Source organism: uncultured Phascolarctobacterium sp. (genome assembly GCF_958349595.1).
Lineage (GTDB): Bacteria > Bacillota > Negativicutes > Acidaminococcales > Acidaminococcaceae > Phascolarctobacterium.
This window is the reverse complement of the sequence record NZ_CATWDQ010000001.1, coordinates 295237-315308: the sequence shown is the minus strand read 5'-3', so window position 1 is coordinate 315308 and position 20072 is coordinate 295237. Positions and strand designations below refer to the sequence as shown.

21 protein-coding genes and 1 riboswitch are annotated in these 20072 nt (G+C 50.1%); of the genes, 20 read left to right on the top strand and 1 reads right to left on the bottom strand.

All coding sequences use genetic code 11. The features are described 5' to 3' along the window. Nucleotides 1–7: 7 nt before the first annotated feature. The 7 genes from rbfA to Q4G98_RS01325 all read left to right on the top strand — a co-directional run bounded on the left by rbfA (nt 8) and on the right by Q4G98_RS01325 (nt 5375). Entirely contained in the window at nt 8–370 is a 363-nt protein-coding gene (gene rbfA / locus Q4G98_RS01355; protein WP_177561295.1) for a 30S ribosome-binding factor RbfA, read from the top strand. After that, nucleotides 363–1316, top strand: coding sequence for a bifunctional oligoribonuclease/PAP phosphatase NrnA (locus Q4G98_RS01350; protein ID WP_298564907.1), 954 nt, complete (start codon nt 363–365; stop codon nt 1314–1316). The genes rbfA and Q4G98_RS01350 overlap by 8 nt, the downstream gene beginning before the upstream one ends. Continuing rightward, nucleotides 1313–2197 (top strand): tRNA pseudouridine(55) synthase TruB, encoded by an 885-nt coding sequence (gene truB / locus Q4G98_RS01345; RefSeq protein ID WP_298564909.1) that lies wholly within the window; start codon nt 1313–1315, stop codon nt 2195–2197. Before Q4G98_RS01350 ends, truB begins: the two co-directional genes overlap by 4 nt. 12 nt (nt 2198–2209) lie before the next feature. Further along, on the top strand, nt 2210–3145 hold the full coding sequence (locus Q4G98_RS01340) for a bifunctional riboflavin kinase/FAD synthetase (protein ID WP_298564911.1): 936 nt from the start codon (nt 2210–2212) through the stop codon (nt 3143–3145). Between the two features lie 115 nt (nt 3146–3260). Continuing rightward, a complete protein-coding gene (rpsO, locus tag Q4G98_RS01335; protein WP_177561291.1) occupies nt 3261–3527 on the top strand; it encodes a 30S ribosomal protein S15 in 267 nt (88 codons plus the stop codon). Nucleotides 3528–3694: 167 nt separating this feature from the next. Then, nucleotides 3695–4750, top strand: a complete 1056-nt coding sequence (locus tag Q4G98_RS01330) for an iron-containing alcohol dehydrogenase family protein (protein WP_298564913.1) — start codon at nt 3695–3697, stop codon at nt 4748–4750. 1 nt (nt 4751) lies between these two features. Continuing rightward, the gene (locus Q4G98_RS01325; protein WP_298564915.1) at nt 4752–5375 is read left to right on the top strand and encodes a YdcF family protein; all 624 of its coding nucleotides are present in this window, start codon (nt 4752–4754) and stop codon (nt 5373–5375) included. 78 nt (nt 5376–5453) lie between these two features. On the opposite strand, the gene Q4G98_RS01320 is transcribed toward Q4G98_RS01325, so the two are convergent. Then, nucleotides 5454–7193 carry an NFACT family protein gene (locus Q4G98_RS01320; RefSeq protein ID WP_298564917.1) on the bottom strand — a complete coding sequence of 580 codons (1740 nt, stop codon included), beginning with the start codon at nt 7191–7193 and terminating at the stop codon, nt 5454–5456. A 134-nt stretch (nt 7194–7327) separates the two neighbouring features. Between Q4G98_RS01320 and Q4G98_RS01315 the strand changes: the two genes are divergently transcribed. The 13 genes from Q4G98_RS01315 (at nt 7328) to rlmN (ending at nt 20072) form a co-directional block, all read left to right on the top strand. Further along, entirely contained in the window at nt 7328–8104 is a 777-nt protein-coding gene (locus Q4G98_RS01315; protein WP_293547099.1) for a hypothetical protein, read from the top strand. Nucleotides 8105–8134: 30 nt separating this feature from the next. Next, nucleotides 8135–9034 carry a YicC/YloC family endoribonuclease gene (locus Q4G98_RS01310; RefSeq protein WP_298564921.1) on the top strand — a complete coding sequence of 300 codons (900 nt, stop codon included), beginning with the start codon at nt 8135–8137 and terminating at the stop codon, nt 9032–9034. An 18-nt stretch (nt 9035–9052) separates the two neighbouring features. Next, complete coding sequence (gene remA, locus Q4G98_RS01305) at nt 9053–9313, top strand: extracellular matrix/biofilm regulator RemA (RefSeq protein ID WP_021718410.1); 261 nt, start codon at nt 9053–9055, stop codon at nt 9311–9313. Nucleotides 9314–9336: 23 nt separating this feature from the next. After that, a complete protein-coding gene (gene gmk, locus Q4G98_RS01300; RefSeq protein ID WP_177561286.1) occupies nt 9337–9966 on the top strand; it encodes a guanylate kinase in 630 nt (209 codons plus the stop codon). Between the two features lie 2 nt (nt 9967–9968). Then, nucleotides 9969–10154, top strand: a complete 186-nt coding sequence (gene rpoZ / locus Q4G98_RS01295; protein WP_113077352.1) for a DNA-directed RNA polymerase subunit omega — start codon at nt 9969–9971, stop codon at nt 10152–10154. A gap of 19 nt (nt 10155–10173) precedes the next feature. Then, nucleotides 10174–11376, top strand: coding sequence for a bifunctional phosphopantothenoylcysteine decarboxylase/phosphopantothenate--cysteine ligase CoaBC (gene coaBC / locus Q4G98_RS01290; protein WP_298564923.1), 1203 nt, complete (start codon nt 10174–10176; stop codon nt 11374–11376). Nucleotides 11377–11503: 127 nt separating this feature from the next. Further along, nucleotides 11504–11614, top strand: a riboswitch (SAM riboswitch). Between the two features lie 96 nt (nt 11615–11710). Then, nucleotides 11711–12889 (top strand): methionine adenosyltransferase, encoded by a 1179-nt coding sequence (metK, locus tag Q4G98_RS01285; RefSeq protein WP_177561284.1) that lies wholly within the window; start codon nt 11711–11713, stop codon nt 12887–12889. Nucleotides 12890–13038: 149 nt separating this feature from the next. Continuing rightward, nucleotides 13039–15297, top strand: a complete 2259-nt coding sequence (priA, locus tag Q4G98_RS01280; RefSeq protein WP_298564925.1) for a primosomal protein N' — start codon at nt 13039–13041, stop codon at nt 15295–15297. A gap of 123 nt (nt 15298–15420) precedes the next feature. After that, nucleotides 15421–15897 (top strand): peptide deformylase, encoded by a 477-nt coding sequence (def, locus tag Q4G98_RS01275; RefSeq protein WP_177561282.1) that lies wholly within the window; start codon nt 15421–15423, stop codon nt 15895–15897. A gap of 22 nt (nt 15898–15919) precedes the next feature. Next, the gene (fmt, locus tag Q4G98_RS01270) at nt 15920–16864 is read left to right on the top strand and encodes a methionyl-tRNA formyltransferase (RefSeq protein WP_298564928.1); all 945 of its coding nucleotides are present in this window, start codon (nt 15920–15922) and stop codon (nt 16862–16864) included. Between the two features lie 3 nt (nt 16865–16867). Beyond that, nucleotides 16868–17653, top strand: coding sequence for a DUF116 domain-containing protein (locus Q4G98_RS01265; protein ID WP_177561280.1), 786 nt, complete (start codon nt 16868–16870; stop codon nt 17651–17653). Continuing rightward, nucleotides 17646–19013, top strand: a complete 1368-nt coding sequence (rsmB, locus tag Q4G98_RS01260) for a 16S rRNA (cytosine(967)-C(5))-methyltransferase RsmB (RefSeq protein ID WP_301961806.1) — start codon at nt 17646–17648, stop codon at nt 19011–19013. Before Q4G98_RS01265 ends, rsmB begins: the two co-directional genes overlap by 8 nt. Then, complete coding sequence (gene rlmN / locus Q4G98_RS01255; RefSeq protein WP_366917009.1) at nt 19014–20072, top strand: 23S rRNA (adenine(2503)-C(2))-methyltransferase RlmN; 1059 nt, start codon at nt 19014–19016, stop codon at nt 20070–20072. It abuts the gene before it with no gap.

Below are 20072 nucleotides of genomic sequence, written 5' to 3'. Positions count from 1 at the left end.
GTGAACTATGGCTAGATTAAGAGTTGAAAAAGTACAGGAAGCAATCAAGCAGGAGCTCAGTAAAATGCTGCTGATGGACATCAAAGATCCGCGGATCCAGTTTGTGACCATTACCGGCGTCGAGCTTACTGACGATATGAGTATTGCTAAAGTATATGTCAGCCTTTATGGTCCTGAAAAGGACCATGAAGCTGCCTGGCAGGGCCTGAACAAAGCGCTGGGCTTCATGCGTACGGAAATAGCAAAGCGGATACGTCTCCGCTTTGCCCCTAATTTGATTTTAGTGAAGGATACTTCGATGGAGTACAGTGCCCATATCGAAGGATTACTGAAAAAAATCAAAGAAGAGGAAGGTCCCTTGCATGAGTAAGCATTGTTCCCTGCAGGACACAGCCGCTTTACTGCAGGCTGCCAAAAAAATAGTATTATGTTCTCATGTGAGCCCAGACGGTGATACGCTGGGCTCTGCTTTGAGTTTGATGAAAGCGTTGCAGAAGCTTGGTAAAGACGTTATTGTGACTGTTGATGATGAAATATCCAAGGTCTATAAGTTTTTACCAGGCATCGAAAGCTTCGTCCGTTTTCAAAATGATGAGCGTATCGACGCCGATCTTTTAGTCGTGATCGATGCCAGCTCTCTGGACAGGGCCGGTAACGTGGCCCAGTGCGTCAGGGCACCGAAAATGCTCAATATCGACCATCATATTTCTAACACTGAATATGCTGATTATCTGTATCTGGATACAATGGCGGCTGCTACCGGTGAAATTATGTATGAACTGGTCGGCGCTTTAGGCGTTGAACTGGATCTGGAGATGGCGACGTGCATTTATACGGCGCTGTATACGGACTGCGGTTCTTTTAAATATTCCAATACGATGCCGAAAACGATGCGGATCGCGGCAGCGCTGTTGGAACTGGGCGTCAAGCCAAACGAGATTTCCGACAGTATGGAGATCAAACCGCGCTCCAATATTGAGCTGCTGACAAAGGTTTTGGAAACTCTGACCTTTGATGCCGACGGTCGGATCGCCTATATTTCTATCAGCAATGAAATGTATGACAAAGACGTCGATACAGATACCTTTATTTCGTATCCGCGCTATATTGAAGGCGTGGAAGTAGCTATTATGTTTAAAGCCGTGGAAAAGGCTGTCACCCGTGTCAGTATGCGGTCCCGGAACCTTGATGTTTCGGCGATCGCCATTACCTTCGGCGGCGGTGGTCATTTGCGTGCGGCCGGCTGCACTATCGAAGCGGCTTTGCCGGAAGCACAGCAGCTGCTGCTAGAGGCGTTGAAGGAAAAACTGGAATGACATCAGGGATACTGAATGTACTGAAACCCTGCGGCATGACCTCTCACGATGTAGTTGGCTTTCTGCGCCGGACTTTGCAGACTAAAAAAATCGGCCACGGCGGCACGCTTGATCCTGACGCAGCGGGCGTACTGCCTGTTTTTATCGGCACAGCGACCAGGCTGCTGGAATATGCTGTCGAAGGGCGCAAGAATTACCGGGCGGAGCTGCAGTTCGGGATCAAGACAGATACGGGCGACGACAGTGGTAAGATCATTGCTGCTTCTGAAGTCCGTACTCTTACCGAAGCAGAAATCCGGGAAGCTCTGCAAAAATTTGTCGGTGAGCAGCAGCAGATCCCGCCGATGTATTCTGCTATTAAAAAAGACGGACAAAAGCTTTATCAGCTGGCGAGACAGGGCATCGAGGTAGAACGGGAAGCGCGGAGCATCACTATTGACGCTTTAGAGCTGCTTCATCAAACTGATACTTCTTTGACGCTTGATATAGTATGCTCCAAAGGCACGTACATCAGGACTTTGTTGGAAGATATAGCTGCAGAACTGGGAATGTGCGGGACAATGAGCTTTTTGCTGCGTAAGCAGGTCGGTGATTTTTATTTGGCCGAGGCGAAAACGCTGGAAGAAATTGCCGCTGCCCCGGCTGCTTATCTGCTGCCTGCCGAAACGGCGGTGCAGGATCTGCAGGAACTGGTTTTGACAGATAAACAGGCGCTGCGGATCACGCAGGGCGTTAAGACCACTGTGCGCGGCATTACTGACGGTACTTACCGTCTGAAAACGGTTACCGGTGATTTTCTTGGTATCGGCAGTGCGGAATCCGAGCTTGTTAAAGCTGAAAAAATATTAAAACAATTTCAAGCAGGTGCAGAATTGCTTTAGATTGAGGCAGATATGGAAATCATTACTTCATTAGAAGCTGTGAAAACTGAATATAGTCCCAGCGTTATCGCGTTGGGGACCTTTGACGGACTGCATTTGGGTCATCAGGATATTATTAAAACGGCACGTTCTTATGCCGAAAAACATGGATTGAAGCTGATCGTTTTTACATTCAGCAATCACCCTTTATCCCTGATCAAGCCTGATTTAGTGCCGGTGCGGATCATTACGCAGCAGCAAAAAATAAAATACCTGGAAAAATGGGGCGTTGATATTTTAGTCAATGTACCTTTTGATCAGGCTCTGGCCGAACTGTCGCCGGATGAATTTTTGAAAAAACTGTCGGTGTTTAATTACCGGTGTTTAGTCGTTGGTGAAAATTTCAGCTATGGCTTTTTAGGCAGCGGTAAAACGGATACCCTGCAGCGTACCGGTCTGCACGATCATTTTACTGTGATTATCAGGCCTTTGGTAAAATGTGGTAAAAACGTCATCAGCAGTACAGGTATCAGAAGTCTGATTCAGGCAGGGCATGTGGAGCATGCCAACCAGATGCTGGGACGTGTTTATTCGCTGACAGGCATTGTTACCCATGGCGCACAGCGCGGCAGAACTATCGGCTTTCCTACCGCTAATATCGAGCTGCAGCGCAGTGAGACTGCGGTGCCTGCAACAGGCGGTTATGCGGTCAGGGTCAGGGTCGATGATAAGCTGTATTTCGGTATGGCCAACATCGGTAACAATCCTACCTTCGGCGATGTGGAGCATGCCCGTTTAGAAGTAAACCTGTTTGATTTTCGAGGCGATCTGTATGGTAGAGAGATCACAGTTTATTTTTACAAATATGTACGCGGCGAAGAGAAGTTTGCCAGTATCGATGAGTTGAAAGCACGCATTACTGAAGACTGCGAAAATATTAAAAACTATTTCCAATGTTACAAAAAATAGTTGTCTTTGAAAGTTAAGTGTGGTATACTACATAAGTACTTTAACCAATGCTTGGAAGCTCGCTTCTCCAACGACTTCTATGCTTTGGGGATTATAAAAAAATGGAGGAATTACAATGTTAACTGCTGAAAAAAAACAACAACTTATTCTCGAAAATGCCCGTCATGAAGGCGATACCGGATCTCCGGAAGTACAAATCGCTGTTTTGACTGAACGTATCAAATATTTGACCGAGCATCTGAAAGAACATAAAAAAGATCATCATTCCCGTCGCGGCCTGCTGAAAATGGTTGGTCAACGCCGTGGTCTGCTGAACTATCTGATGGCTAAAGATATCGAACGTTATCGTGCTATCATTGCTAAACTTGGTATTCGTAAATAATTTTGAATATCGGAGCCTGCCTTTTTGGCAGGCTTTTTTATTTGGGACTAAGTTAACAGCGTTTTGTAAAATCTGGTTCTGTTTTTGCATTAGTGCTGTTAGTATCAGTCATTTTGCTATATAATAGGAATAGATAATATGCAAAGAAAACTACGCCGGGAGGTTAAATGATGAGCAATTATTCCTTGCCGTTGTTTATGCAGGTCAAAGAAAATGCAGTTCAGGATCTTAATAAAAATTTAAGCTTATATATGCCCAAGCTTATTCATGCCAAAACTTTGATTTTGACTACTGATGGGTTATTGCAGACTTTGGAAAAAAAGGTCGTTGTTTTACTAAAACAACTGCTGGATTTTGAGATCATCACCGTTCAGGAAAGTTCCTTTGATTTTGCTGTCGACGTTGCCAAAAAAGTGGCGATGAACAATATCAGCCTGATCATCGGCCTGGGTGGAGGTACGGCGCTGGACACGGCCAAATATGCCGCTTTTGTCGCCAACGTCGCTTATATAGCGATACCGACGACGCTCAGTAATGACGGCGTTGCTTCGCCTGTTTCTGTACTGTTTGCCGAAAACGGACGCAAGCATTCCTTTACCTCTAAAATTCCGGACGGCTTGCTGATCGATACGGATATTATTTTTGACGCACCGCGGCTTTTGATGAAAGCCGGTGTCGGCGATACGATCAGTAATTATACGGCGCTGTATGACTGGAAGCTGGGCTGTGAAGAAAACAGCGACCGCCCTAACGACTTTGCCTATATGCTTTCAGAGACTGCGTTTACTTCGCTTTTATATTCGGAGGCCAAATCCTTAACGACGGTGCCGGGTATTCAAATGCTGGCCCAGTCGCTGGTCCTGAGCGGACTGGCAATGCAGATCGCCGGTGATTCGCGGCCCTGCAGCGGTTCCGAGCATTTGTTCTGCCACGCTATGGATGAATTATTTGAACATAATATCCCGCATGGTATTTTAGTAGCGCTGGGCAGCGTTGTAGCCTGCCGGCTGCAGGGGCGAGACCATCATATGCTGCTGGACTTTTTGGACGCTTACGATATTTCTGTGAGCCCGAAAACCCTGAATATCACCGAGGAAGAATTTATCAAAGCCTGGATTTTTGCGAAAGAAGTTCGGAAGCGGTATACGATTTTAAACAAAATCAATTTGCAGCCGGAGATATTCAGACAGATGTATGAGATGCTGGTGAAGGAATGTAAATAAAATGCTGTATCTACAGAAATTTATTGCTGCCTGGCTGCTGCTGCAGGGGCTAGAGCGGCAGTATGTTCCTCCGGTTTCAGTGCGCAGCACAGGCAAAGTAGATGCCATAGTCGTTCTTGGTGGCGGTGCGATCAGTAATGTGACTGATATCAGTGCCAGGGAAGCCTTATCGGCGATTTCCATGAACAGGCTGATTACCGGTTTGCGGCTGCAGAAGCGTTTAGATGTGCCTATCATTATCAGCGGCGGGCAGGTTTTTGCCGATAGCGGTACGGAAGCCTCCGTAGCAGAGAAAGTGCTGCTGGAGCTTGGTGTGCCCGCAGAGCAGATCTTCACTGATACTGAAGCGAGAAATACAACTGAAAATGCCGCTAATGTTGCTGCTTTATGCCGTAAGCAGAACTGGCATAACATAGTACTCGTGACTTCGGCGTTTCATATGCCGCGCAGTATGCTGAATTTTGCTGACAGAGGATTAGAAGTTGTGCCTTTTCCCTGCGATTATCAGCTGAGCGGTCAAATGCAGCTCAGTATTTTCAGTTTCGTGCCGCAGGGGTTTGCCCTGGAGATTTCGGCGATAGCGCTGAAGGAATATTTGGGGATACTGGCTTTAAAGATCTTGTAAAATAATGAATGTTAAAATAAAGAACGCCTGACGTTAAAAGCTGAAACAAGCGATTGCAGCAGAAGTCAGGCGTTTTTGTTATTTTTGTAAAAGTTTTTGAATTACGGTTTCGTCCGGCGTAGCATAATAGGTCGTTTGATCGGTATAGATCACAAAGCCCGGCTTGGCGCCGTTGGGTTTCTTGACAAAGCGGCGTTCGGTACAGTCGACGGGAACTTTACTGCCGCTGCGGCTTTTGCTGAAATAAGCAGCCAGCATAGCGGCGGCGTCAATATCGCTTGCCGCTGCCTGGGGCAGCGTAGTTTTTAGAATAACATGTGAGCCGGGAATATTTTTTGTATGGAACCACAGGTCCTTACCGCGGGCCAGAGAAAAGGTCACATAGTCGTTTTGTTTATTGTTTTTACCGATATATAAGGTCGTTTCGTCAGATAGCTTTACCAGCAGGGGTTCAGATTTAGGAGGCTGGCCTTTATGCTTTTTGCCCTGAGGCTGCAGCAGTCCGGCTGTGATCAGCTCCTGCTTGATCTCGGCGATCTCGTTTTTAGTGGTTGCTGTAGTCAGGGAGGCGTCGATAGAAGCCAGATAACTCAGCATTTCCCTGGTCGTTTCGATCTGGTTCTGTACTTCGCTTTGCGCCCGTTTATATTTATTATAACGCTTGTAGTAAGCCTGAGCATTTTCAGTAGGCGAAAGCAGGGGCGATAATTGGATCTCAAACGGCTCGCCGTCATAAATATTCAGCAGCTGGCAGGAGCTTTGTCCTTTGCTGAGCTGATAAATATTAGCCATGATCGTATCGGCGATCATCCGCTGCGTTTCGGCCTTATCGGCGGTCAGCAGGTCTTTTTCCAGGACCGGCAGCTTCTTTTCCAGACGCTGGCTTTCAGCGGCGACTAATTTTTGCAGTGTTTCCTGTTCAGGCAGTTGGATCGGCGTCAGGGTGACGGCATAATTAAGCGCGCTGTTAATATCCACCAGCTGTTTAGCGCTGCAGCCTGTTTCTAAAACCTGGGGCTCGAAGGGCAGAATAGTTTTGACCTGATTAGTGCGGCTGATGACAGCATAAACCGGCACTGCCGGTTGCTGACCGACAATTTGCTGCAACGAGGTAACAGCGTCTGCCAAACGTTTTTCTTCGTCGGCAGTCAAAGTCTCTGCGCTGCTGTCGATACCTGCTGCGGCAAAAAGCTCGGCGGCAGTTGTTTTGCCGATGCCTGTAGTAACGGCGATCAAAGCAGCAAGGCTGGTTTTAGCGTCAGAATTACGCAGGGCATCGATGATCGCGCTGGCTGGAGCCGTTAAAATAGAAAGTCCGGTCTGCTGCGGCGGCGCAAGATAAGGCAGGTTGGGCATGATCTGCCGGAAAGAGCTCATTGCTTTATTGACATGCTTTAAGCTGTCGGCGATCAGGCCGTTTTCGGTAAAAATAATATTACTGTTTTTGCCGGTCAGCTCAAAAATCAGCTGCTTGGTGACTATTTGTCTGGCGGTACCGATCGTATCGATATCTATGGTGATGATACGGTCCAGACCGCTTTGCTCGATCCTGGTGATGCGGCCTTCTTCCAGATGCTTGCGCAGCAGCATACAAAACGCCGGCGGACTTTCGGGCCGCTCCGGCAGATTATCCGGCAGATACAGCATCGGTGAACCGCCGCTGAAATCGGCAAGCAGGGCTGCCGTATCGCGTTCGCGTTTGACTAAAAGCAGCAGCGATTCATGCGAGGGCATAAAAACCTTGTAGATTTTTCCGCCTAAAAGCTCGGTTTGTAGTTTATTTGTTAAAATATGTAAGGTCAAACCTTCTAAATTCATTGATTTGCTCCTTCTTACTTCGTTTTTTAATGATTTTGATTTGCACGGGCAAGCAGAATAAGATATAATAATAGTTCAAGAATAAGTATACAACAGATTTTGCGATTAGCAAATAATCGGAAGGGGATACGATTATGAAAAATCTGCTTTTAGCGCTGTGCCTGTTTGTTGTTTGTCTGCAGGCAGAAGCGGCGCTTCCAGCCAGTGACCAGAATTTAGCAGCGGCTATTGCTTATGGCAAAAGCTATCAGGGTGAAAAAAATGATGCGGCGATGCTGCAGCCCTGGGTGATTGCTGAAAGCTTTGAAACTAATCCTTATCGTGATGAGGAGAAGATCGTAGTTTATACGCCTTATCTGCTGACAGCCCTGGACACGGCCGGAAAGGCGCAGGATGCTGCCGATGTCAGTGTGGAAGCTGCTAAAGAGCTGGTAACGCGTTATGATGGGGTGCTCGTTATCCGTGCGTTGATCAATGCGCCGATCATGCTGAGCGAAAAGGATCTGGAAGTACAGCTGGTGCAGAATGGCACTTTTGTCACACCTTACTACAGTGAATATCTGGACGGCAAATATCTTGAAAAAACTGTTAATAGGCCAGTTGTCGATGCAGAGGTCCAAAAGAAGCTGGACCGGATGGAAACGATCCAGGAAAAAGCAGCAGCGCTGCAGAAACAGCTGGAAGCTTTGAAGCGGAATAAAATCAAGCCTGCTGACATCGAGCTGGAGCAAAAGGCGCCTGCTGATGCCAAAGCTGAGCCGGTGGAGGTAAAACAAAAAATCTGCCAGCTGCAGTATAATTTTTATTTTGATCAGGCTGAATTTGATGCCAATAAACCTTATTTGCTGGTTATTAAAGACGCTTACTGCGGCGGACGCGAATTTGCCGTTGATCCTGCGTTATTAAAATAAAATCGATCATAAAATTTAGGAGGTTTTAGCTTGCTGAAAAGTATGACTGGCTTTGGCCGCGGTGAATATGAAGACGAGCAGTTTTCAGTAACGATTGAAATGAAAACGGTCAATCACCGTTATAACGAAGTGGCTATCCGCTTACCGCGCTTTTTGAATCCGGTAGAGGACAGGATCAGGAAAACGATCCTTAAATCTGTTAACCGCGGACGCATCGATGTTTTTATCAATGCTTCCTATACCAATACAGAAAATGTTTCTATTAAGGTAGATAAAGCTTTGGCGCTGGCATATCATAATGCTTTGCGCGACGTTGGTTCCGCTATAGGCTGCGAAGACTGTAAGCTCAACGAGCAATCGGAGATTTTATATTTGTCGCGCTGCCCGGATGTGATCAACGCTCAGGAAGGCTTTTTTGATGTGGAAAGCGTGTGGCCGAAGCTGGAGCAGGCTTTGCAGCAGGCTATCAGTAATCTGGTCGCTATGCGCGAGGCTGAAGGCAGCAATATCTACGGCGATTTTATCAAACGCGCCGATCTGATCGCTGAAAAGCTGGCTGTGGTCGAAGCACGTTCACCGCAGGTAGTCGAAGAATATCAGTCCCGCTTGAGTGACAGGATCAACGAGCTTCTGGAGAAGCACAATCAGGTCATCGAGCCGGAACGGCTGCTGCAGGAGGTCGCTATTTTTGCCGACCGTACCAGCATTACCGAGGAGATCGTGAGACTGAAAAGCCATATCAAGCAGTTCAAGCTGATCATTGATTCCGACCAGCCTGTCGGACGCAAGCTCGACTTCCTTATTCAGGAATTCAACCGTGAGGCAAATACCATCGCTTCCAAAGCCAACGATTATACTTTGGCGCAGGTCGTTGTGGAGATCAAAGCTGAGATAGAAAAAATCAGAGAACAGATCCAGAATATCGAGTAATCGGGAAAGGGTGAAAGTATGGATATCAAATTGATCAATATCGGGTTTGGCAATATCGTAGCTGCCAACAGGATCATTTCTATCATCAGTCCTGAGTCTGCTCCCATCAAAAGGATCATTCAGGAAGCGCGCGACAGAGGCATGCTGATCGATGCTACCTACGGCCGCAGGACCAGAGCCGTTATCGTGACTGACAGCGGTCATATCATTTTATCGGCTGTACAGCCGGAAACAGTCGCCAACCGTTTAGTGCAGACTGACGACGAAGACGAAGAATAAATAAAACGGAAGGTGGGCTGATCGTGAAGCCGCAGGGATTATTATTAGTTTTGTCCGGGCCGTCAGGCGCCGGCAAGGGAACGATTTGTCAGATGCTTAGGGAAAAGCTTCCCGACTTGGCTTATTCCGTTTCGGTTACTACCAGGCAGGCGCGTACCGGAGAGGTGGACGGCGTCAATTACTTTTTTAAATCTGTGGAAGAAGTAAAGGATATGATCGCAGAGGGAGAACTGCTGGAATACGCCGAGGTTTACGGCAATTATTACGGCACGCCCCGTTCTTATGTGATGGAGCTGCTCAATCAGGGCAAGGATGTCATTTTGGAGATCGACATCCAGGGCGCGATGCAGATCAAAAAACGCTTCCCTGACGGAGTGTTTGTGTTTATCGTACCGCCGTCACTGGACGAGCTGTGCTCGCGTATCTATAAACGCGGTACGGACAGCGAAGACGTGATCAAGCGCCGGCTGGCTTCGGCAACAGGCGAGCTGGCTTATGCCAATGAATATGATTATATCGTCGTCAACGATGTGGCGCAGAAAGCTACTAATAAAGTTTTGACGATCATGGAAGCAGAGCGTTACCGTGCTGCCAGAACCTATTTTATTATCAATGAAATTTGCCATGCGGCACATAAGGAGAGAGAAATATGAGTATGGTTGACCCTTCTATCGATTATTTAGCTGAGAAAGTTGACAGTAAATACACCCTGGTGATTTTAGCCGCCAAACGTGCCCGCGAACTGACTGTCGGCAATCAGAATATGCCTCAGAAAGAAGTAAGCACTGCTTTGCGCGAGATCGCTGACGACGTTATTACTTACGAGCGTAAAGTACGCTGAGATAAGGGGGCTTAGTGCCTTGTTACTAAAAGGGAAGAAAATCGTTTTAGGCGTTACCGGCGGTATCGCCGTTTATAAAGCTGTCGATCTGGTCAGCCGTCTGCGCAAGCAGGGGGCCGAGGTGCGTGTCGTTATGACCGAGCATGCTCAGAAGTTCGTCACGCCGCTGACCTTTAAAGAAATCAGCGGCAACGCTGTTGCGACGTCTATGTGGAACAGCAATCAGGAATTCAATGTCGAGCATATCGCTCTTGCCAATTGGGCCGATGTTTTTGTAGTAGCTCCGGCTACTGCCAATATTCTGGCGAAAATGGCGCACGGCCTGGCTGACGATCTGCTTTCTACGACTTTGCTGGCAGCGCAGGCGCCGATCATCGTCTGTCCGGCGATGAATACCGGTATGTATGAAAATGCGGTGACGCAGGAAAATATTGCCAGCCTGCAAGCGCATGGCGTAACTGTGATGACGCCGGCAACAGGCTTTTTAGCCTGCGGTACTTCAGGAGCGGGACGTTTACCTGAACCGGCTGAGATCGTGGAATTTATCAAAGCCTTCTTTGCCAGAAGCTGCGGTGATATGAAAGGTCTGCGTGTTCTGGTAACTGCTGCCGGTACCCGTGAGCCGATCGATCCGGTCCGCTATGTCGGCAACCGTTCCAGCGGCAAGATGGGTTATGCGATCGCGCAGGCTGCTGCTGAACGCGGCGCTGAGGTGACTTTGGTTTCAGGGCCCTCGGTGCTGACGCCGCCTGCCAATGTCAAAACAGTGCAGGTCGAGACTACGCAGCAGATGATGGACGCCTGCCTGGCAGTTTACGGCGGGGTGGATATCGTGATCAAGGCTGCCGCAGTAGCTGATTACCGGCCCCATGATGTAGCCGACCAGAAAATCAAAAAGAAAACTGACGACGCCTTAACTGTCGTTATGGATAAAAATCCTGATATTTTGAAAGCTTTGGGCGAGCGTAAGGAAAAACAGTTTTTGGTAGGCTTTGCCGCCGAAACTCAAAATCTGGTCGCTAACGCCAAAGAAAAAATCTGCAAAAAAAATCTGGATATGATCGTTGCCAATGATGTTACTTTGCAGGGGGCTGGCTTTAACGCTGATACCAATATCGTTAAGTTCCTGTTTCCAGACGGCGAAGTGCGCGAGCTGGAAAAAATGACCAAAGCAGAAGTTGCAGAAGAGCTTTTGAATACTGTCCTGCGTTTACGCAAATGATTGCCGCTAGGCCGGGGGGCGTAGCATTAAGCGCCATTAGGCCGCAGGATGTAAATTTGAAAGATTTTTGTAAAATCTGTTGCAATTTGGCAGTCGTTCCGCTATAATAAGCATTGTAACTGAATACTACTCATCAAGAGCTGGTGGAGGGAATGGCCCTGTGAAACCGCAGCAACCATTGTAAGAGGAAAGTCTTGCAAAACGGTGCTAAGTCCTGCGATAATTCGTGAGATGAGAATGCTGAACAATGATACACAGCGCTCTCATTATGAGAGCGCTTTTTTTAGTAAGCAGGCAGATTGATGATGTGTACTTTATTTAAAGGAGGCTAATTATGAGAAAATTATTTACTTCTGAGTCTGTAACAGAAGGACATCCGGATAAGATCGCCGATCAGATTTCTGATGCGGTTTTAGACGCTATCTTAGAACAGGACCCGATGGGACGTGTAGCATGCGAGACTTTGGTAGCAACGGGTCAGATCCATGTTGTCGGTGAGATCTCTACCAACTGCTATGTGGATATTCCCAAGATCGCCCGTGAGACTGTAGTCAATATTGGCTATGACCGTGCTAAATACGGCTTTGACGGCAATACCTGCGGTGTGCTGATCTCTATCGACGAACAGTCTGCAGATATTGCTTTAGGCGTTGATAAAGCGCTGGAGGCCAAGGAAGGCAAGGCCGAGGAGACCGAAGTCGGCGCTGGCGACCAGGGGATGATGTTTGGTTACGCTACTAACGAGACCGAAGAATACATGCCGCTGCCGATTAGCCTGGCCCACAAGCTGGCCCGCCGCTTATCGGAAGTGCGTAAAAACGGTACACTGCCGTATCTGCGTCCTGACGGCAAAACTCAGGTCACGGTAGAATATGACGACGGCAAACCCGTACGCATCGACGCTATCGTTGTTTCTTCCCAGCACGCTCCGGAGATCCCGATGGAGCAGATCCGTGCCGATATTATGGAGCATGTTATTAAACCGATCGTGCCGGCAGAGATGCTGGACGCTGATACCAAATACTATATCAATCCTACCGGCCGTTTCGTTATCGGCGGTCCGCAGGGTGACTCCGGCCTGACTGGACGCAAGATCATTGTCGATACCTACGGCGGCATGGCCCGTCACGGCGGCGGCGCTTTCTCGGGCAAAGACCCTACAAAGGTAGACCGCAGCGCTGCTTATGCCGCGCGCTATGTTGCTAAAAACATCGTTGCCGCAGGTCTGGCTGATAAATGCGAGATCCAGCTGGCTTACGCTATCGGCGTAGCGCAGCCGGTATCCGTTTTAGTTGATACCTTTGGTACCGGCAAGATCGCCGAGGATAAGATCGCCGAGCTGGTAAGCAAAAACTTCTCGCTGAGCCCGGCTGCGATCATCAAAGCTTTGGACCTGCGCCGCCCGATCTATAAACAAACGGCTGCTTACGGTCACATGGGCCGTACTGACATCGATCTGCCGTGGGAGCGTACTGATAAAGCTGCTTCCCTGAAAGAACAGGCAGGCTTATAATTTAAAACTTGTATACAGTCACAGCTCCTGCGGGAGCTGTGATTTTCTTTATCTTAGTATTTAAACTGCTGGCTGGAGGAAAAATAAAGGAATTTTCATGAAAATAGTAGAAATATAATAAGCTAAAGTTTGCAGTAATGGAGTATTAAATGAAATATGTAAATGTGGCAATCAACCTGCCTGTAAAAAACCTGTTTAAACAATTTACATACAGCTTACCGCCGCAGCTGGGCCATGTCGATGTGGGCTGGCGCGTTGTGGTGCCCTTTGGGCATCAGACGGTAGAGGGCTTTGTGACCTCGCTGGCAGCGGCTGCCCCGGCCGAATACGACTGTAAAGAAATTTTAGCGACGCTGGATACGCGTCCCTGGTTCGATACGGAAATGCTGGCAACAGCCAACTGGCTGTCCGAATATTATTTGTGCTCGCCGGCAGAGGCGATGCGGCTATTTATTCCCGGCAAAACCAGTATCAAACGGCAGGCTGTCTATAACGATGAAGGTAAGCTGATAGCTTATGATTACGAAAATAAAATGAAGATCAAGACCCGCAGCTGTTTTGCTGTGACTGCGGCAGGACGTGAGGCGCTGGCAGCATATAACAAACGGCTGCGGGCACAGATGCACGCCCTGGAAGTGCTGGCAGAAGCCGGACGCCCTTTGAGCAGTGAGGAACTGGCGGCAGTGCAGGTGAGTGCGGCGACGCTGCGGAACCTGTGCGAAAAAGGCTGGAGCGAGCGCAGTGAAGAACGTGTTTTGCGTAACAGCTATGCCAACAGAACGGAGCTGAAAGAAAGCCTGCAGCTGACAGACGAGCAGCGGCAGGCTGTCGAGGCGATCAGCAGCGCGATCACAGAGCCGCGTCAGGAAACCTTTTTATTGCAGGGCATAACCGGCAGCGGTAAGACTGAAGTCTACCTGCGGGCGGCAGCGCAGGCTGTGGAAGCCGGCAGGCAGGTGCTGCTGCTGGTGCCCGAGATCGCGCTGACAGCGCAGATCGTTAAACGCTTTCAGGCCTGGTTCGGCGATGAAGTTGCAGTTGCCCACAGCAAGCTGTCGCAGAACGAACGTGCCGATGTGTGGTATAAAATGCGTACCAACAACGCCAAGCTGCTGATCGGCGTCCGTTCAGCCGTTTTTGCGCCTTTCAGCGATCTGGGGCTGATCATTATTGATGAAGAACATGAAGGCAGCTATAAGCAGGACGAGCGGCCCAACTATCATGCGCGGACAGTAGCCCTGAAACGGGCGCAGCTGAGCGGCGTACCGGTGGTGCTGGGTAGTGCGACGCCTGATCTGGAAAGCTTTTATAAAGCGCGGCAGGGCATATATACACATCTGCGTTTGCTGCAGCGAGCTAACGGCAGTATGCTGCCGCAGGTCGAAATTGCCGATATGCGGCTGGAATTGCAGCGCGGTAATAAATCGGTGCTGTCGGCGGCGCTGAGCGATGCGCTACTGCAAACGGCAGTACAGGGAGAGCAGGCTATAGTGCTGCTAAATCGGCGCGGTTTTTCGACTTTTGTGATGTGCCGTGACTGCGGTGAAAGCATCGTCTGCCCGCATTGCGCCGTGGCGCTGGTTTATCATAGCGCCGGAGAAGCCATGCGTTGCCATTACTGTGGTAATACCGCGCCGATACCGGACGAATGTCCGAACTGCCACAGCCGCCGGATCAGATTTTTCGGCACGGGTACGCAGAAGGCGGAAGCCGAGATCGCTGAGCTGCCGGAGATCAGGATATTACGCATGGATCAGGATTCGACTGTCAAAAAATTTGCGCACGAGGATATTCTTAAATCCTTCAGCAGCGGTGAATATAATGTGCTTTTGGGCACGCAGATGGTGGCCAAAGGGCATGATATACCAAACGTCACGCTGGTCGGTATCCTTTCGGCGGATTCGACGTTGAACCTGCCCGATTTCCGGGCTTCGGAACGAACCTTTGCCCTGCTGACGCAGGCTGCCGGCAGAGCCGGGCGCGGTGACAGGGCCGGGCATGTGGTCTTGCAGACCTATGACCCTGCTAACCCTGTGATCAAGCTGGCGGCGACGCAGGATTATGACGCTTTTGCTGCCGGCGAGCTGGCAACCAGGCAGGAGCTGGGCTATCCTCCTTATACCGAGCTGTTGAAAATAACAGTTTTAGATAAAGAGGAGGTACGCGGCAGCAGTCTGGCGCAGCGGATCGTCAACTTTTTGCAGACACTGCAGCTGGAGCAGCCGGAACAGGAAATTTTGGTTCTGGGCCCGTTTCCTGCGATCGTCGCCAAAGTGCGCGATCTGTACCGTATGAACATTCTCGTAAAATGTCCGCAGATGGAGCTGGTCAAGCGTGCCTTGTGGAATTCTGAATTTAAAGAATGCCGCAATGTCTTTTTTGACGTCGACCCGGTCAGCGTTGTTTAGAAATTGCCTGAAATTTGCTAAATATGGTATAATATGAACACTTGGCGAGGTGTTTTCGAGCCTAGTGAGAATATATGCCCTTGTGGTATAATATAAGGCACGAAAAATTAAGGAGGTCCGACCGTGGCTAAATTAGAAATTATTGTTGCCGGTAACCCAGTGCTGCGGTTAAAGGCAGAAGAAGTAGCACGTATAGATAAAAAAACGGTCCGTTTGCTGAACGATATGGCGGAAACAATGTATGCGGCAGACGGCGTAGGTCTGGCTGCGCCCCAGGTGGGCGTGTCCAAACGGATAGTCGTTATCGACGTCGGCGAAGGGCTGATCGAGCTGATCAATCCTGTCATCACCAAAAGGGAAGGCTCTGTAGTCGGCGGCGAAGGCTGCCTGTCGGTGCCTAACTTTGAAGGCGAAGTAGAACGCGCCGAATATATCGAATGTGAATTTTTTGACCGTAAGGGCAAACGCATGAGGCTTGCCAGCGACGGTATTCTGGCGATCGCCGTACAGCACGAGCTGGATCATCTGGACGGGATCTTGTTTATTGACAAGGCTACCGTCCTGACACCTAAAGAAACAGCGCCTGCCGGCATCGAATAAGCCGCAGCCAAAGGAGACTAAAATGAGAATTGTATTTATGGGTACGCCCGATTTTGCCGTGGGCACCTTGCAGGCTCTGGTAGAATCAGGTAAGCACGAGATCGTTGCCGTTATCACGCAGCCCGACCGTCCCAAAGGGCGCGGGCAGAAAATGCTTATGACGCCTGTAAAAGAATACGCTTTAACGCAGGCTTTGCCTGTGTATCAGCCGGCTAAGGTCAAAACGCCCGAGTTTATCGCGCAGCTGCGGGAATTGCAGCCCGAGATCATCGTCGTTGCCGCTTTCGGCCAGCTGCTCAATCAGGAAATATTGACGCTGCCGCCTTTAGGCTGCGTCAATGTGCACGCTTCGCTGCTGCCTAAATACCGCGGTGCGGCGCCGATCCATTATGCGATCATGCAGGGCGAAAAAGAATCCGGCGTAACGATCATGCAGATGGATATCGGCATGGATACGGGCGCTATGCTCAGTAAAGTTACCGTGCCTATCGGCAGTGAAATGACGATGGGCGAGCTGCACGACGAGCTGAAGGTCAAAGGTGCGGAGCTGTTGGTGCGGACGTTGGACGAGCTTGCCGCAGGGACGGTAAAGCCTGAAGCGCAAAATGAAGCCGAGGCGACCTATGCCAGACTGCTGGACCGGGCGATGGAAAAAATCGACTGGACGCAGCCGGCCGCCAAAATACATGACCTGGTGCGGGGCTTTAACCCTGCGCCCGGAGCCTTTACCCGACTGCCAGACGGCAAGAGCCTGAAAATCTGGAAAACTGCTTTGGCAGCAGGGGCGTCTGCTTCAGCCGGCACAGTTACCGCTGTTACTAAAAAGGGCTTTATCGTAGCCTGCGGCAGCGGCGCACTGGAAGTGCTGGAAGTGCAGCCTGAATCGAAAAAACGTATGGAAGCAAAAGTTTTCTGCAATGGCCGCGGCGTAGAGCCCGGCACTGTCTTAGGTAATATCGAGGGGTAAGCAATGATTGAACTGGAAAATGTTTTTAAACCGAAAAAGAGGGTTTTTGTTTCGCTGACTTTGGCCAGCGCCGTTCTTGGCGCGATGGTCATTTATATGGCCTGGCGCGTAGCTCTGCCGGGTCTGCAGCAAATCAACGCCAAGCTGCCGGTAGTGTTCGGCGGCATCGGTATCGCCATTGCTTTAGCTTTGCTGGCTGGCGTTGCCGGTATCGTGCTGGCGATCCTGGGCGTACCTATCATGAAGATATTTTACTTTTGGGCTTGGAAGGCTGTGAATATTTTATTCCCCTTCGCTGTTGTTTTAGGCCGCATTTTTGATATCCCGCGCAGTAAGATAGAACAGTCCTTTATCGAAGTCAGCAATCATCTGGTCAAGCAGCACCGCGTCAAAGTGCCTGCCGACCGTATCATGATCCTGACTCCGCACTGTATCCAGCTGGATACCTGTGTGCATAAGATCACCCGCAATATCGAAAACTGCCGTCAGTGCGGCGGCTGCAGCGTCGGCGCTATGCTGGGGCTGGCGCATAAATACGGTATCCATATGGCGGTCGCCACAGGCGGTACCTTAGCGCGGCAAATGGTCAAACAGATCCGGCCGAAAGCTATTGTTGCCGTTGCCTGTGAGCGCGACCTGACCAGCGGTATCCAGGACGTGTTCCCGCTGCCGGTCATCGGCGTACTCAACGAGCGGCCCTTCGGGCCCTGCTTCAATACCCGCGTCGATATCAAACGTGTGGAAGCCGCTGTACTGGACTTTTTAGAAGTTGAGGAAAAGCATGGCTAACAATAAAGAAAAAAAAGCTGTGGCAAACACTCTGCCTAATGCCCGTTTAACAGCGGTGCAGGTGATAAACAGCGTTTTTACCGGCGGTGCTTACGCCAATATCGCGCTCAGCAAAGCGCTGGGCCAACAAAAATATAGTGAACAGGACAGAAGGTTCGTTACCGAGCTGGTTTACGGCACGGTGAAAGCCAAAGGCACTATCGACTGGCTGCTGCAGCAGCTGGTATCGCGGCCTCTGGGCAAAATCGAACCGATGATTTTAAATATTTTACGGCTGGGTGTTTTCCAAATTTATTTTTTTGAACGCATACCGGCCTCTGCTGCTTGTAATGAGTCCGTTAATCTGGCGAAGAAATTCGGGCATGACGGCATCGTAAAATTTGTGAACGGCGTACTGCGGGGAGCGGTACGCAGCAAAGAAAATATCGTTTATCCCGATGCGGAAAAAGACTCCAAAGAGTATTTGGCGCTAAAGGAATTTCACCCGGACTGGCTGGTAAAACGCTGGCTCAAGCAATTTGGCTTTGAAGGGGCGCAGGCGTTGTGCCGCTTTGATAATGAGCCGCCGCCGCTGACCCTGCGGGTAAACACTTTAGTGACCGACCGTAAAACCCTGCTGGCGAATTTACTGGAGGACGGTTTTGCAGCTGAACCTTCACGGTGGTGCGGGGACGGTATCGTCTGTACCAGGATTCCGTCTCTTGGCGTACTGTTCAGCAAATATAACGATATGTTTTATGTACAGGACGAAAGCTCGATGCTGGTAGCGCCGGTTCTGGCGCCGCAGCCGGGACAGACCGTGATCGACGTGTGCAGCGCGCCGGGCGGTAAAACTACCCATCTGGCGCAGCTGATGCAAAATCAGGGCCTTATTTACGCTACTGATATCCATGAGCATAAAATCAAGCTGATCGAAGAAAACAGCAGGCGTTTGGGCATCACTATCATTCAGCCGTCGGTGCACGACGCGGCTGAGTTCAAGCCGGAGTGGGAGGAACTGGCCGACTGCGTGCTGGTTGACGCTCCCTGTTCGGGGCTGGGCGTACTGCGCCGCCGTGCCGAAGCGCGCTGGACCAAAACTAAAGCGGACCTCAAAACCTTCCCGCCGCTGCAGCGCGAGATTCTGCGCAACGCTGCACGCTACGTTAAACCGGGCGGCAGGCTGGTCTATAGTACCTGCACTTTAGAGCAGGCCGAAAACCACTACATCCCCGCCGAATTTTTAGAAAACAATCCCAACTGGCAGTATGCCGGTTTTCAGCACCCGCTGACAGGTGAAACTGTGGACGAGCTGCAGCTGCTGCCGCAGCGTGACGGTACCGATGGTTTCTATATCTGCGCTTTGGTGCGTAAGGAGTAAATCGTGAAAAAAGAGCTGTTTGGCTTATCCTTAAGTGAATTACAGGAACTTCTGGCCGCCGCCGGACTGAAAAAATTCCGTGCGGCCCAGGTCTATCAATGGTTATATCAAAAATCCGTCACTGCTTTTGACCAGATGCGCAACCTTTCCAAAGCAGACATCGCGGTTCTGGAAGCAAACTTTACGATCCTGCCGCAGCAGCTTAAAATATTGCGCGAACAGGTATCTCAGGACGACCTGACCCGCAAGGTGCTGCTGGAATTTCCTGACGGCAATTCGGTCGAGACGGTGCTGATGCACCACGACTATGGTTACAGCGTCTGCGTATCCAGCCAGGTGGGCTGCGATATGGGCTGCGCTTTTTGTGCCAGCGGCTTGAACGGCTGCGTGCGCAACCTGACAGCCGCCGAGATTTTGGCGCAGGTCTATCTTTTTAACAGTATGCTGGTCCGGGAAGGCAAACAGGTCAGCCGCGTCGTCGTTATGGGCAGCGGTGAGCCGATGCTCAACTTTGACGCCGTTATCGGCGCCTTGCAGTTCCTGCACCAGGAAAATACCATGTATATGAGCTACCGCAATATGACGATCTCGACCTGCGGCATCATTCCCGGTATCGAAAAACTGGCGGCGCTGGGACTGCCCATCAATCTGGCGATCTCGCTGCACGCAGCCGAGCCCGGCCTCAGGACCGAGCTGATGCCGGTCAACAAGGGTTTTCCTTTTCAGGACGTTATCCAGGCCGCCGAAGCCTATGTGGGGCACACTGGCAGGCAGGTGACCTATGAATATATCCTGATCGCCGGTAAAAATGACAGCCCCGTAGCAGCCGAGCTGCTGGCTAATCATCTGCGCTTCAAGCACGCCAGCGTCAATCTGATCCCGGCAAATCCAGTGCCCGAAAAAGGCTATGCGCGCCCAACCAAAAAAGTGGTCGAAGCCTTTTTAAAGGTACTGCAAAAACATAAAATCAACGCTACCGTCCGCAAGGAAATGGGCAATGACATCGACGCCGCCTGCGGACAGCTGCGCGCCAGCTTTGCCCAGGAGCAGCAGGCGTAA

Bases quoted from the DNA above. Each gene is read 5' to 3' on its own strand.
- rbfA (WP_177561295.1), top strand. From the start codon at position 8: ATGGCTAGATTAAGAGTTGAAAAAGTACAGGAAGCAATCAAGCAGGAG.
- Q4G98_RS01350 (WP_298564907.1), top strand. From the start codon at position 363: ATGAGTAAGCATTGTTCCCTGCAGGACACAGCCGCTTTACTGCAGGCT.
- truB (WP_298564909.1), top strand. From the start codon at position 1,313: ATGACATCAGGGATACTGAATGTACTGAAACCCTGCGGCATGACCTCT.
- Q4G98_RS01340 (WP_298564911.1), top strand. From the start codon at position 2,210: ATGGAAATCATTACTTCATTAGAAGCTGTGAAAACTGAATATAGTCCC.
- rpsO (WP_177561291.1), top strand. From the start codon at position 3,261: ATGTTAACTGCTGAAAAAAAACAACAACTTATTCTCGAAAATGCCCGT.
- Q4G98_RS01330 (WP_298564913.1), top strand. From the start codon at position 3,695: ATGATGAGCAATTATTCCTTGCCGTTGTTTATGCAGGTCAAAGAAAAT.
- Q4G98_RS01325 (WP_298564915.1), top strand. From the start codon at position 4,752: ATGCTGTATCTACAGAAATTTATTGCTGCCTGGCTGCTGCTGCAGGGG.
- Q4G98_RS01320 (WP_298564917.1), bottom strand. From the start codon at position 7,193: ATGAATTTAGAAGGTTTGACCTTACATATTTTAACAAATAAACTACAA.
- Q4G98_RS01315 (WP_293547099.1), top strand. From the start codon at position 7,328: ATGAAAAATCTGCTTTTAGCGCTGTGCCTGTTTGTTGTTTGTCTGCAG.
- remA (WP_021718410.1), top strand. From the start codon at position 9,053: ATGGATATCAAATTGATCAATATCGGGTTTGGCAATATCGTAGCTGCC.
- rpoZ (WP_113077352.1), top strand. From the start codon at position 9,969: ATGGTTGACCCTTCTATCGATTATTTAGCTGAGAAAGTTGACAGTAAA.
- metK (WP_177561284.1), top strand. From the start codon at position 11,711: ATGAGAAAATTATTTACTTCTGAGTCTGTAACAGAAGGACATCCGGAT.
- priA (WP_298564925.1), top strand. From the start codon at position 13,039: ATGAAATATGTAAATGTGGCAATCAACCTGCCTGTAAAAAACCTGTTT.
- fmt (WP_298564928.1), top strand. From the start codon at position 15,920: ATGAGAATTGTATTTATGGGTACGCCCGATTTTGCCGTGGGCACCTTG.
- Q4G98_RS01265 (WP_177561280.1), top strand. From the start codon at position 16,868: ATGATTGAACTGGAAAATGTTTTTAAACCGAAAAAGAGGGTTTTTGTT.
- rsmB (WP_301961806.1), top strand. From the start codon at position 17,646: ATGGCTAACAATAAAGAAAAAAAAGCTGTGGCAAACACTCTGCCTAAT.